Here is a 13,432-nt window from a genome sequence, read left to right as displayed (position 1 = left end):
GGTTTCGTCACCTCTTAAATTATTGTTCATACGGAAAGGGAAGCATCCGCATATGGAATCGCGGATCCTTCCCTGAACTAACATATACATGTATATTAGTTAATTAATATACCGATTTAAGACTGGCCGTGGCAGTTTTTGAATTTCTTGCCGCTTCCGCAAGGGCACGGGTCATTGCGGCCGATCTGATCTTCAGCATTCACTACCGGACGCTTCACAGTCGGTTCGCTGCTGTTCGTGCTGATCTGCTGCTCGTCAACTACGGATTTCCGCTCCAAGTTACGCTCTACTTGAGCTTTCATGATGTACATCGCCACTTCTTCCTGAATGCTGGCGATCATTTCTTGGAACATCTCATAGCCCTCGAACTGGTATTCGCGAAGCGGATCCGTTCCGCCGTATGCACGAAGGTGGATACCTTGGCGAAGCTGATCCATCGCATCGATGTGATCCATCCACTTGCTGTCTACCGCACGGAGTAGAATCACTTTCTCGAATTCACGCATCGTCTCCGAACCCATAATTTCTTCCTTCGCATCATAATCGCGAAGGACTAGAGATTTCAGATACTCGATGATCTCGTCCTGCTCTTTGCCTTGCAGATCTTCTGCCGTTACGCCGCCTTCCTGAAGCAGCGTAGCGTTCGTATAGTCTGCAATGGACTGCAATTCCCACTCTTCCGGAATGATATCTTGCGGCGCATGAGCTTTCACGATCCGGTCGATTACCGGGAAGATCATTTCCAATACGATTTCACGGACGTTATCGGAGTAAAGCACTTCGCGGCGCTGCTTGTAGATAATCTCCCGCTGCTGATTCATCACGTCATCATATTGAAGGACGACCTTCCGCAGATCGAAGTTATTGCCTTCTACGCGCTTCTGCGCCGATTCAATTGCTCTCGTGATCAGACGGCTTTCGATCGGCTGATCCTCTTCAAAGCCCAGACGGTCCATCATATTCATGATGTTCTCCGCTCCGAATCTGCGCATCAGTTCATCTTCCAAGGACAGATAGAACTGGGATGAACCCGGGTCTCCCTGGCGTCCGGCACGACCGCGCAGCTGGTTATCGATCCGGCGGCTTTCATGGCGTTCCGTTCCTATAATATGCAGACCGCCAACATCCGGTACACCTTCACCCAGCAAAATGTCGGTACCGCGTCCAGCCATGTTCGTTGCAATCGTCACGGATCCCGGTACGCCCGCACGAGAAACGATCTCCGCTTCTTCCGCATGGTACTTGGCGTTCAGCACTTTGTGGCTGATGCCTTTCTTCTTGAGCATATCCGACAGCTTTTCCGAGTTCTCAATGGATACCGTACCAACCAGTACCGGCTGATTCTTCTGATGGCGCTCCACGATCTCATTCACTACCGCACGGAACTTGCTCATTTCCGATTTATAGACGACATCCGGGTTGTCCTGACGGATATTCGGACGGTTTGTCGGCACTTGGACTACGTCCAGGCCGTAGATTTTCTTGAATTCTTCTTCTTCTGTCTTCGCCGTACCGGTCATTCCGGCTAGCTTGCGGTACATCCGGAAGTAGTTCTGGAACGTAATGGTCGCAAGGGTCATGCTTTCGTTCTGAACTTCCAGCTCTTCCTTCGCTTCAATCGCTTGATGCAGTCCGTCGGAATAACGGCGGCCCGTCATAAGACGTCCTGTAAACTCATCGACGATCAGCACTTCGCCGTCTTGTACTACATAGTCTACATCGCGCTTCATAATCGCATGTGCTTTCAGCGCCTGTTGAATATGGTGGTTCAACGTAACATGCTCGTGATCAAACAGGTTGTCGATACCAAACGCTCGCTCTGCCTTAGCCACACCGCTTTCAGTCAGTGCTACAGAACGGACCTTTATATCAACCGTGTAATCTTCTTCATATTGCAAGCGCTGTACGAACCGGTTCGCAGCAAAATAAAGCTCCGTAGATTTAGCCGCCTGTCCCGAAATGATCAAAGGCGTTCTGGCCTCATCAACCAAGATCGAGTCTACTTCGTCAATAATCGCATATTGTAACGGACGCTGTACCATCTGCTCTTTGTACATCACCATATTATCGCGCAGATAGTCGAATCCGAATTCATTGTTTGTTCCGTAAGTAATGTCGCAGGCGTACGCAGCCTGTTTCTCATCGTGAGACAGATCATGCAGGTTAACACCTACCGTCAATCCCAGGAAGTTATAGATCTGAGCCATCTCGGCGCTGTCACGCTGTGCAAGGTAGTCGTTGACCGTAACTACGTGCACGCCTTTGCCAGCAAGCGCGTTTAAGTAAACCGGAAGCGTTCCGACAAGTGTCTTCCCTTCCCCGGTTTTCATTTCTGCAATACGGCCTTCGTGAAGCACCATGCCCCCGATCAGCTGAACGTCGTAATGACGTTTGCCCAGGGTCCGCTTGGAGGCTTCTCTGACTGTTGCAAAAGCTTCCGGCAGCAGGTCGTCCAAATCCTCGCCTTTCTCCAGCCGTTCTTTAAATTCTATCGTTTTATGGGCTAACTGCTCATCCGATAAACTCGCAAAATCCGGCTCCATCTGGTTAATCCGGTCTACCGTCTTGAACAATTTCTTAATTTCACGTTCGTTGGAATCACCAAATATCTTCTTTACCAATCCCAGCATGGGTTTTCCCCTTTCTACTTCCAAAAACCATGGTTTGCCTTAAATTGTAACAGTTTGTGGGATAAGCCGCAACCAAACCGACAGCAAAGCTTCCTATAGATCATACCATAACGGACCAACTTTGTTCCCTATTCAACGTGAATTTCCAGAGGAAAGTTGCAGGATTCTACTGGAAAAAAGAAAAACCCGGCACACCGGCCGGGTCCTTCCGCCTTCTATTTAATTAGCAGGCTCAATCAGCCCGTATTTGCCGTCGTTTCGTCTATACACTACATTGATAAGGTTGGACGCCGCGTTAGAGAATACAAAGAAGTTATGTCCTACCATATTCATCCGTAAAATCGCTTCTTCCAAGTCCATGGGCTTGAGGTTGAACTGCTTGGTGCGGACCACTTCATCCAAATCTTCCTCATCCAACAACTGGGTGGCTGTTGCTGCCGTGGCATCCGCCGTTTCCTTAAACACTCTCGCTCCCCGTTCATGTCTTACTTTACGGTTCATTTTGGTTTTATGCTTCCTGATTTGGCGCTCCAGCTTATCGACAACCATATCGATGGAAGCGTACATGTCCTCGCTTTTTTCTTGGGCACGTAGGAAAAATCCGTTTAGAGGGATGGTAACCTCCACTCCGTGGATCCCGCGTACTGCGGTTAGTGTTACATGAGCATCGGATGCAAGGGGTGTCTCAAAATACTTGTCAAGACGGGCTAGCTTCTTCTCGGCGTAGTCTTTCAGTGCTTTCGTAACTTCCAGGTGATCTCCGCGTATCAACAGATTCATAGATGAAACGCCTCCTTAGACTTTGCTGAGCTTTCACATGCAAGCAGTGTAACCTGACTTACATATATACCTATTCGACATACAGTTAAAAATTCCTTTACATGTTGCGATAAATTATCAGAAAATTTTGACTATATATAGAGAGAATAGGTAAGAGTAGTTATGTACACAAAAAAGCACCCTGCCTAAACAGGGTGCCGTTGCAAGCGTTATTATGCATACCAGGTTTAACCATCTATAGGAGCCCGAACGGGCCGATGATTACAACTTAGTTACGTTAGCTGCTTGAGGTCCGCGTGCGCCTTCCACGATGTCAAACTCAACGGATTGACCTTCTTCAAGAGTCTTGAAGCCTTCGGATTGAATTGCGGAGAAGTGAACGAAAACGTCGCCGCCTTCTTCGGATTCGATGAAGCCATAACCTTTTTCTGCGTTAAACCATTTAACTTTCCCTTGCATGTAAACAACATCCCTTCATCTTCAAATGCTGTAGGCTCGCGCCTTACAAGTTGAATATATCACCGCAAGAAATCAATGTCAATCGTAAATGTAAGCGGTCACATGGTGTGTAAGGAGTTGTCAGAATATTTTGGTATACACATATTTTCGACAAATTACACACATCATGAAAGCTTGTTTTCATTAGTTATTAACAGAGTTATGCACATTATCCACAGGGAAAATATTCACGGTTAATTACTCTAATTCAACATCAATCGACACGCCTCTCAAAGCCTCTTCCCTCAAAAATGAGTAAAAAGGCATTCATGTCCTATGAAAATAATCCTAAAGAAACTCCGTCTACAACTCAATTGCAGACGGAATTTGATGTACTGGTCCTACTTCACGTTTGAATTCAGTCCGTGATATTACCGAGCTGCAAGCCACATAAACATGATGTTTTCACGGACAGCTTTAGCGATTTGACGAGTGGAGTAGATACGCTGGGTGTAGGCGTAGATGATAACTTTGGCGAGAATTTTAGGGTGATAGCTATCCCGGCCGCTGCCAGGATATATTGAATGTACAAAGAAACCAATCCCTTCGTAGATGGCGGGTGGTACTTCCATATTAACAAGGAATGGTTTCCTTTTTCTGATAAAAATGAGAAAGGGGGTGTCCCTATTCATCATCTCATGATGACTTTTGGGACAGCCCCTTTCACCAATTATAGGTAATTGTAAGTTACAATATTACTTTTTTGTCCATCTGGATTTTCAATATAAATTTGTACCGGTCCAGGAACGGTTGCTGGCGGCATTGTGATTTTAACTCTATAAGTGCCGTAGTAGGTCATTACAGGCACGAGCTTTCCATCGACATAAACCTTTACAGCAGAGTTCATATTGCTGCCGTTAATTAATTGAACCGTACCGCCTGTTACAGGTCCGCTTGTCGCGCTTATGCTCGAAATTGTAGGTGATGGCGCGACTGGATTTTGATAAGTAAAGGTAGTGGTTACCGTAGCTCCCGAAGGATTCGTCAGCACTACATTAACGGCACCCGCTACTGCACTGCTAGGCGTAATGATTTTAATTCGATTTGCGCTGTAATAAGTAGCCACTGGCACAGACTTTCCAGCGATTTGAACGGTTATTTTGGAGTCAAAATTCGTACCGTCAATTAGAACAGCGGTGCCGCCCGCAAGAGGCCCATTATTCGGCGAAATCGATGTAATCGTAGGCAATGCCTCCATATAAGTAAATGCTTGGCTTATAATGGCTTCCTGTCCGTCTGGATTAACGACTCTAACATCGACTGGGCCTTTAGATACAGCTGCTGGAGAAGTGACTTGAATGCGTCCCGTAACCATGTAATTAAATTGAGCTAAATTATTTCCAAAATACACCTTTGCTCCTGAGGCAAAGTTCGTACCGTTAATATTGACAAGCGTACCGCCGGACAAATAACCAGAATCGGGGCTTATGGAAGAAATTGTAGGAGCTTCTGCTTTAGGAGGTAATGTATAAGTATAACCTCCTGTTACAGTCGCCTCTTGACCATCCGGATTTACAACCTTTACATCCACGACCCCTTCTGTTAGAGATGGCGGGGTAGTCACTTTAATTCTTGAACCTGAGAAATAAGTCGTTAATTTGCCCTCAACATTTCCGAAAAACACTTTCGATTGAGAAGACAATCCGCTGCCATCAATTAACACATCGGTTCCTCCACTGATTACCCCGGTATTCGGTGTTATCACCGTAATCTTGGGAGCTGGCGCCGCAGGCAGAGGATCATAGCTGTATCCAGCAGGAGCAACAGCACTGGAGCCGTCCGAGTTTTCAACTTTTACATCCACCGGCCCTGGTTGAGTTGCCTTAGGAGCTGCTACTTTAATTCTTTGCGGGGAATAATATGTGACCATATTCGCTAAATTAGCCCCAAAATAAACCTTGGAGGAAGAGGTAAATAGATTGCCGTCTATAATTACAAATTCTCCTCCACTAACTAGTCCAGTATTGGGTGTAATCGAAGTGATTTCCAACTTAGGCAGTACTGGTTCATTGTAAGTGTACCCCTGTTGAACAGTCACAGTGGTTCCATCTGGATTCGTTAATGTAACATCCTTCGCCCCGGATGTTTCGCCTTCCGGAACAACTACCTTCATAAGGGTAGATCCATGATAATAATTCATGGCCGCCGGTTTCCCGCCGATAGTCACCTTAATGCCGGACATGAAATATCTTCCCGTAATCGTTACGATATTTCCACCAGCAAGCGGACCATTCGCAGGATCAATTAGTGTGATAATGGGTTCGGCCTTATACTGATAAGTGCTAAACGCTGTCTGCCCGTCAGGGTTTTTAACCGTTAATTCACTCGTACCTTGTACGCCTGGAGGCACAACAGCTTTCAACTCAATTGCACTTATCCATTGAATATTTAAAGCCTGTTTAGTCCCAATAGTGATAGTTGCTCCATTACGGAAATTTGAACCGATTATCGTAATTTCGTTTCCGCCGTCTGGATGCCCGCTGTTTGGTTGAACAGATGTAATTGTAGGTGCGGGAAAATTAACTTTTAAATATTTCTGAGGGATTAATTTCGTTCTTGCAGCACCCGCATAATCTAAATAGGTAGCCTTCGAATTATAATCAGATGTGTAGAAAGTACCTGTCTTGTTAAGGTCTTTAGGTCTGATTTTGTATGTAAAGGTAAGGGTATTATTCTTTAACTCCAAGAAACTCCATGTCAACGTGTTTCCATTCACCACAGGTTGAGGGATATTATCCTTATAGGAATCGGGGACAATTTCAAATTCAGGGGAAACGATATCAGACACAACCACATTGTATGCGCTAGCAATGCCTATCTCTTTAACAATCGCCGCATAAATTTCGGCAAGTCCGGTTGACCCAAGTACAAAGTGATGGTGACTTGAAGTGGTAGCCATTTCTTTTAACAAAATATTAGGTCCGCTTGTATCCGGGTTGTCTGTTGTATTCAACAATGCGATAGTGTAAAATACAATTCCTTCTTCTTTGGCTAAATTTGCCTTTTCCTTAGCGTACTGGTAAGCGGTTCCTGTAGGCACAGTCGCATCTCCATCCGTCATAAGCACAATAACAGGTTGTGCCTCTGGCCTTCTGCTCTCAAGCATCTCCATAGCTTTTAGGATGGAATCTCCAGTAGCGGTGGCTCCGCCTGCATTAAGATTACTAATATAATTCTTTACCTGAACCGAGTCCGTAGTAAGAGGCAGTCCCTGGGCATCGGAACTAAAATCTACAACGCCGACTCTATGTTTCGTCAGATCCATCATATCAACAAATTGCTTAGCTGAGCTTATTGCATCTGTCATTTTCTGACCTGTCATACTGCCCGAACGATCGATGATTACAATAACGTCGTTCGGCACAATTACATTAACAGGTGGCGTACCCTTAATATCCAAGGTAACTTCAGCCTCTTTGTCTGTTGTAATAGTTGCAGGATTTACAGACCTGTCCACTGAAACATAATCTGTAGCTGCAGATGCTGGAGTTACGTAGCACAAAGACGAAAACAAGAACATAAGCGACATGACGATGCATACTATTTTATTCAAAGATTTCATAGTTCTCCTCCTTCTTGGTAAACCAGTTCAACATGCAAAAAGAAGCAACAGCTGGTTGCTATTGCTCTGATTGGAACAAAAAGCAACCTGGCGAATCTAAACTTTAGACCCATGGCTTTGCGTCCTTACATCACTGTAAGTTTGCCATATTCATTTGGATAATTATAGAATATTATTAATCTATTTTTTTTGGTCGAAAAAGATACTATCTGAAATAAAATTCTCTTCATATCTATTTTTTTGTTTTCGAGCCATTGCGGCCATGTTGAAATTATGAAGCGATTCTTCTTTAAGCTGCTGCATTTTGTTCAAGATAACATGATCGTTTAGGAGCAGATTTACAATTCTATCCCTAAAGTGCTCTGCATTAATCTCAATCTGGTCTGAATTTAGTATCTGTTGAATCAGTTCTTCCCGTTTGTCAACATACTGAACCATCTCTTCAACAGACAGCAATTCAATCTGTCCAATCCATTGCTGGGTATGCTCCTCTAATTCTGACAATGATTTAGGCATGAGTCATCGCCTGAGACTTGCCGGAGATAATCAATTTGCTTGCTTCAATCCACGTTTCTTTTAGCTCTATCAGATAGCCCAGCACTTCTTCAATTGGGGACTTAACCTTTTTTATATTTCCTTGGATGAGCAAATAATTCATATACTCGTACAGCTTGTGCAACCCGTCCGACACTCCATGACTAGAATCCAAAGAAGAAATAAATTCATTGATGATAGCTTGAGCCTTGCACAAATTAATATTCGTCTGCTCATAATCATTGTTTTCAATCGCCTCAAGTCCAGACCTGCAAAAGCGAATCGCTCCATCATATAACATTATCAGCAGCTGAGCAGGAGTCGCTGTTAAAGCGGCATTCTCCAAATACTTGTTTGTAATTTTTTGATGTTGTAGCATAAGAGCCTCCCTCTTTTTAAGCTCTATTGACCACCAAAGGAATTCATTAAGGATGCCGACTGAGCTTGGTATTTATTCATAGCTTGTTCCATAGCGTTAAATTTTTTATAATAGTTGTTCTCTAACGTTGTTAGCTTGCTGCTTTTCTCCGAAATTTGAGTTAATAGTTTTTTTATTTCCCTGCCCATCATGCTTTCCGTATTATACGGCTGTGTTGTTGAAGAAGAGTATGCCGATGTGCCGACCTTGGAAGCGAACGCGTTAAGAGTTTCCTGAAGATTATCTTTCATTCTTTCAAACAAACCTGTTTCGTCATGAGTTGCCCCTTTTCCCGTAAAGAAGGACATTACCTTATCAGGATCGGTCTCAATCATCTGTCTTAATTTCGCTTCATCCTTTAACGTTAGCTTCCCTCCTTCGTAATACTTTCCGGTTACAAGCCCTAATTCACCCAGCGTTACATCGTCGGCGCCGATTTTCACAGGCTTGGTAACATCAGTTCTCAAATCGGTAATGCCTTTTTGGACCAAGCTTTCGTTACGAAGCAAGCCGCTTTTAGCTTTTTCTTCCCACAACTTAATCTCATTTTCTTTCATTTCCGATTTTTGATCCGCTGTGAGCGGCAAGTAATCTTTATACCGTTCTTCTTTAATTTTGTTATTCATCGTGTCTATAAGTTCGTTATAATCTTTTATGAAAGATTTGATTGTATCTACAAATTTATCAGTATCTTTGGAAACGGTAATAACTGTTGGATCCCCAACCGTCTTAGCCTTAAGAGTAATCTCGACGCCGTTTACAGTAAATGTATTGGAGGATCTTGTAGTTGCTACTCCATTTATTTCTACCTGAGCATCGGCACCTGCACTAAAGGTGTTCATATTGAACGCCCCTGTTAATAAATCGCCTGCCAGAGCAATATTACCGGTTCCGTTAATATTACCGGTTTCCTTTGAGGTAATAGATAGTTTACCTGTGGTCTGGTCGAAGAATGCGTTAGCCTTCGCGCCTGTGTCTTTGTTTATTTTTGAGATTAGGCTAGAGATCGTATCTGTATTCTTATCTACAGCAATCGCAGAACCATTGATGGTTATCGTTGAATCCGAGAAATCGGCTAGTTTGCCGTCGGCTATTAATGTGGCCAGCGTTACTTGAGTTGAAGCATTAGGAGCTATACCTGCAGTGCTGGTTACAGAAGCGGCTTTTGCCAAATCATTCACCTTAACGGTTAATGAACCTTCAACCGCGTTAGTTAGAGACTTCGCCGTAAAGGCATTGGTGTCCCCGGATAAAGTGGTCTTTGTAGCCGAGAGGCTACTACTTAGGCTATAGTTAAATAACTTATTATTCCGAAAATCAACGATCTTGGAGTTTAACTGTCTGTAGTCGTCTCTCTGCCATTCCATGACTTGTTTTTTCTGGGAAAGACGATCAATGGGCATCTGATGCCCCTTCATGAGTTGCTTAACAATCGTGTCGATATCAAGTCCCGAGGACATTCCCGTAATTCTCATCTTCTACCTCCTTAAAATTCATTACAATTTTTCATCAACAATAACGCCCGCAGCTTCAAGCAAGTAGACTAAACGATCAAGCGTCTTTTCCGGCGGTAGCTCACGGATAACTTCACCAGTGTCACGATTTACAATTTTGACCATAATATCCTTGGTTTTTTCATGAATGGAATATTCCGCCTTCACATATGGACCTTGCAAAACTTTCATAGCTCTGTCTACAGCCTCAATAAACTTCTCTTCGCCTATTGTTACGCTTCGACCTTGCAATTCAGCGACTTTTAATTCTCTTTCATTATGGATTTCAGGCAAATTCGGCGTTTTATGAGAACCGTCACTAACAATTGAATTCATTATGTTTATCTGTGGTGTAGTCCATCCTCCTAATGATACATGATTAGACATTAAACGACCTCCAGTCATTATCCTTTAATTACAATATCGGCAGATATATGAGATAAATTAGATACTTTTATAGATTTTAATCATTTTTAATTAGAATCATTAGATGCGACATTTGGGTATAGCCGGTTTCTTTTAAAATCTTCAATATACCTCTTAGAACACCCTCGCTGTGTTCAAAATTTCTCGAAAAAGATTGAATTAATTTAATCACAATTTCATCATTTAGTTGTTTATTGAATGCGGCAATACCAATTAGTTGCATTTTAATCAAGGCATAATGCAACACCAGCATTAAGTAGCTGTCAAATACACTTCCCTTTGTACTAAAAGGAAACAACTTACTGAACACATAGTTGACCAAATAGTTTTCATATATATATTCACGACTATTAAAATATTCAGCATAATAGTCCTTATATGCTTTTTTATAATTTGCGGTAATACTAGACAAACTTTCATTCCTCTTAAAACCTAGTCCCATTAAAAATTCATTAAAGCATTCTTCATACCGTTTATTTTTTTTCTGCAGAACAATATCCGTCAATAGCTTTAACAATTCAATTTGAACACCGACAACAGAGGGAACCTCTCGTAAAGTTCCATTTAATGCCCCCGTATCCACTGCATGCGAATAATCGCCGATCAATTGGGCTATATGATCATCATTTTTTTCAGCTATCGCCTCAGAACATTCCATATAGAACATCCCTAATATAATGAGTCGGTCTTCTATCGTATAATTTCTATTTTGTAGCAGCTGAATTGAAAACACTCTTAAGTCCCAAAAAAACGATTTTTCATCGTCTCCACTATTTAGAGTGAGAGCAATAGCGGGTCTATGATGTTCATGCACTTCTTCTTCGACAACATTAAATTCCATCGGATTGGGGTTTAGCAGGGCCTTTCTCGCCACTTCGGGACACGATACGACACCAGATCTTTCAACCCTTCCGTCTATTACATGATTTAACTTAGGGTACACGGAGCAAACCTTTGATAAATACTCTTCACCATGCTTTAGCTGGATTCCGCAAAGCCCTTGTTTCGTAAGCAACGGACAACTTCCATTTGAATCCATTTGAATATAAGCATAATTAGTATCTCCCGCCCCGTTCTTATTACGTTTAATGGACTTACCCATCGTTTCCTTTAGTTCCGGATCTCTTAGTTTCATATACTTCTTATACGTTTGGCGATCTATGTCCACTTTCCAACCTTGACAACAAGTGTCCTCACATTCGGAGCCAATGCATGCAAATTGTGAAATATAATCAGCTGTAAGAATCTGTAAGCGTTTCTTCATAACCCAGTACCCCCTGATGAATTAAGAAAGACCCGGGAAAATCCCGAGTCTTGTAAGTTGAACACAAATTAACGAAGCAATTGCAATACGCCTTGAGGCTGTTGGTTGGCTTGCGCCAACATCGACTGAGCTGCTTGTGTAAGAATATTTTGTTTCGTGAAAGTCATCATTTCTTTCGCCATATCTACATCACGGATACGGGACTCAGCGGCTTGAAGGTTCTCGCCAGTTGTGTCCAAGTTGTTGATTGTGCTCTCAAGACGGTTTTGGTTAGCTCCCAAGTAAGAACGAGCGGCACTTACTGCGTTAATTTGAGTTTCGATAGTACCTAGAGCTGCATTTGCGCCTGCCTGATTACCAAGATTGTAAGCAGCTACTGCAGTATCAACAGCAGTTAAGTTGAATTTAGTTGTATTCAAGTCAAGGATTTGAGCAGCCTCTTGACCGATTTGAAGAGTGATTTTGTTACCTGCTGCAGTGTTATCCAGCAAGCTGATGCCATTAAATTTAGTGTTATCTTTAACGTTCGTGATTTGTTTGGAGATTTCAGTTAATTCTTCTTGAACACGAGTTAAATCAGCTGCTGCATCATAAGTTCCGTTAGCCGCTTGAGTTGCTAGCTCTCTAACACGAACAAGCATGTCGCTAACAGATGCAAGTGCGCCCTCGGCTGTTTGAATCAGGGAAATACCATCTTGAGAGTTACGGGAAGCTTGATCCATACCACGGATTTGGCCTCTCATTTTCTCGGAGATGGACAGACCAGCTGCATCGTCTGCTGCACGGTTGATACGGAAACCGGATGATAATTTCTCCATGGATTTGCCTGCACCGATGTTGTTGTTCGTCAATTGACGGTGTGTGTTCATTGCGGAAATATTGTGGTTAATTCTCATTGTTTTCTTCCTCCCTGAAGGTAAGTTAATTCCACATCCTTGTGGAAAATTGTTGCTTGATAATAAGGTCGGCCGCCCCAATTATCAGCTATACTATATTTATCGCAATATGTAGACTGATAGTTTAGAGGCTTATATAGCATATTTTTTCCGATTTCTCCTAAGAATCTTACATTATCTCTATTTCTCTTTATAATTCCTCATCATTTCGCTGTTTTTCGAAATTTATTAATACTTTCAAATTATTGATATTAATTTGGTTGCCAATTGCTTCCTTATTCTCCAATAATATAGTTTCGAACAGTTCTTTACGGAGGATACCCACATTTTTGGGAGCCTTAATTCCGAGTTTTACTGCATCTCCCTCTACCCCTAGTACGGTTACCTCTATCTCGTCCCCAAGCATAATGGACTCCCCATTTTTCCTGCTTAATACTAGCATGATATCCCCCCTTATGCGCTACCAATTAAAGAGTGCTTTGTTTCATACTCTGTATTAATCAGAACGACCTGTTTAGCCTGTCTATTTGAAAGATTGATAATAAGAGGAGCCAGTAAGTTTACCGTAGCCGTCTTCAATGTCTCCTTTATAGTTAAAATGGTATAGATAGCAACCTCTTCGGTTTTCTCAATTCTAAGCTGTTCTAGTACATCCTGAGGAATTTCCAACTCATATTCAGGATAAAATACAAACGGATTTGTTATTACAAACGACAATTCGCTAGTATCCACACTCTGCAAATAATAGATAGAGACAGATTCATCAACCTGAAGAATTACATATTGACGATACTCTTTAAAGCCTGGGATCCCTTCGTTGAATGTGATAATATCTTGCTCCTGAACCTCGACTTCTCCGAGATATTTGGTTTCTAGTTTCATCGTAGAGTGTCATCCTCTCTAAATGGATTTGGAATGCAAAAATGGCTAT

At 42.6% G+C, this 13,432-nt stretch carries 12 protein-coding genes, 1 pseudogene and 1 riboswitch; all 13 genes and pseudogenes read right to left on the bottom strand.

Features of this window, described 5'->3' with window-relative positions:
- Window positions 1–116 precede the first annotated feature (116 nt).
- The gene (gene secA, locus ACFSUF_RS24470) at window positions 117–2,630 is read right to left on the bottom strand and encodes a preprotein translocase subunit SecA (RefSeq protein WP_377607555.1); all 2,514 of its coding nucleotides are present in this window, start codon (window positions 2,628–2,630) and stop codon (window positions 117–119) included.
- A 219-nt stretch (window positions 2,631–2,849) separates the two neighbouring features.
- Window positions 2,850–3,410, bottom strand: a complete 561-nt coding sequence (hpf, locus tag ACFSUF_RS24465) for a ribosome hibernation-promoting factor, HPF/YfiA family (RefSeq protein ID WP_377607553.1) — start codon at window positions 3,408–3,410, stop codon at window positions 2,850–2,852.
- Between the two features lie 261 nt (window positions 3,411–3,671).
- Window positions 3,672–3,869 carry a cold shock domain-containing protein gene (locus ACFSUF_RS24460; RefSeq protein WP_377607551.1) on the bottom strand — a complete coding sequence of 66 codons (198 nt, stop codon included), beginning with the start codon at window positions 3,867–3,869 and terminating at the stop codon, window positions 3,672–3,674.
- A gap of 413 nt (window positions 3,870–4,282) precedes the next feature.
- Window positions 4,283–4,426: pseudogene (locus ACFSUF_RS24455) on the bottom strand (transposase); the annotation flags it as partial.
- A gap of 152 nt (window positions 4,427–4,578) precedes the next feature.
- Complete coding sequence (locus ACFSUF_RS24450) at window positions 4,579–7,470, bottom strand: IPT/TIG domain-containing protein (RefSeq protein WP_377607550.1); 2,892 nt, start codon at window positions 7,468–7,470, stop codon at window positions 4,579–4,581.
- A 78-nt stretch (window positions 7,471–7,548) separates the two neighbouring features.
- Window positions 7,549–7,626, bottom strand: a riboswitch (cyclic di-GMP riboswitch).
- A gap of 24 nt (window positions 7,627–7,650) precedes the next feature.
- On the bottom strand, window positions 7,651–7,986 hold the full coding sequence (locus ACFSUF_RS24445; RefSeq protein ID WP_377607548.1) for a hypothetical protein: 336 nt from the start codon (window positions 7,984–7,986) through the stop codon (window positions 7,651–7,653).
- On the bottom strand, window positions 7,979–8,383 hold the full coding sequence (gene fliS / locus ACFSUF_RS24440) for a flagellar export chaperone FliS (protein WP_377607547.1): 405 nt from the start codon (window positions 8,381–8,383) through the stop codon (window positions 7,979–7,981). The genes ACFSUF_RS24445 and fliS overlap by 8 nt, the downstream gene beginning before the upstream one ends.
- A gap of 23 nt (window positions 8,384–8,406) precedes the next feature.
- Window positions 8,407–9,897: a flagellar filament capping protein FliD gene (gene fliD, locus ACFSUF_RS24435; protein ID WP_377607545.1), complete on the bottom strand. Its 1,491-nt coding sequence runs from the start codon at window positions 9,895–9,897 to the stop codon at window positions 8,407–8,409.
- Window positions 9,898–9,918: 21 nt separating this feature from the next.
- Entirely contained in the window at window positions 9,919–10,302 is a 384-nt protein-coding gene (locus ACFSUF_RS24430) for a flagellar protein FlaG (RefSeq protein WP_377607543.1), read from the bottom strand.
- Between the two features lie 76 nt (window positions 10,303–10,378).
- The gene (gene fliB, locus ACFSUF_RS24425) at window positions 10,379–11,605 is read right to left on the bottom strand and encodes a flagellin lysine-N-methylase (RefSeq protein WP_377607541.1); all 1,227 of its coding nucleotides are present in this window, start codon (window positions 11,603–11,605) and stop codon (window positions 10,379–10,381) included.
- 68 nt (window positions 11,606–11,673) lie between these two features.
- Window positions 11,674–12,501: a flagellin N-terminal helical domain-containing protein gene (locus ACFSUF_RS24420; RefSeq protein ID WP_377607539.1), complete on the bottom strand. Its 828-nt coding sequence runs from the start codon at window positions 12,499–12,501 to the stop codon at window positions 11,674–11,676.
- Window positions 12,502–12,691: 190 nt separating this feature from the next.
- Complete coding sequence (gene csrA / locus ACFSUF_RS24415) at window positions 12,692–12,943, bottom strand: carbon storage regulator CsrA (RefSeq protein WP_377607537.1); 252 nt, start codon at window positions 12,941–12,943, stop codon at window positions 12,692–12,694.
- Between the two features lie 11 nt (window positions 12,944–12,954).
- On the bottom strand, window positions 12,955–13,383 hold the full coding sequence (gene fliW, locus ACFSUF_RS24410) for a flagellar assembly protein FliW (RefSeq protein ID WP_377607535.1): 429 nt from the start codon (window positions 13,381–13,383) through the stop codon (window positions 12,955–12,957).
- Between the last annotated feature and the right edge of the window lie 49 nt (window positions 13,384–13,432).

Origin of the sequence: Paenibacillus gansuensis (assembly GCF_042684925.1) — a bacterium.
GTDB classification, from domain to species: Bacteria; Bacillota; Bacilli; order Paenibacillales; family DY6; genus Paenibacillus_N; species Paenibacillus_N gansuensis.
The sequence above is the reverse complement of the archived record's forward strand: the minus strand, read 5'-3'. Positions and strand labels throughout refer to the sequence as shown.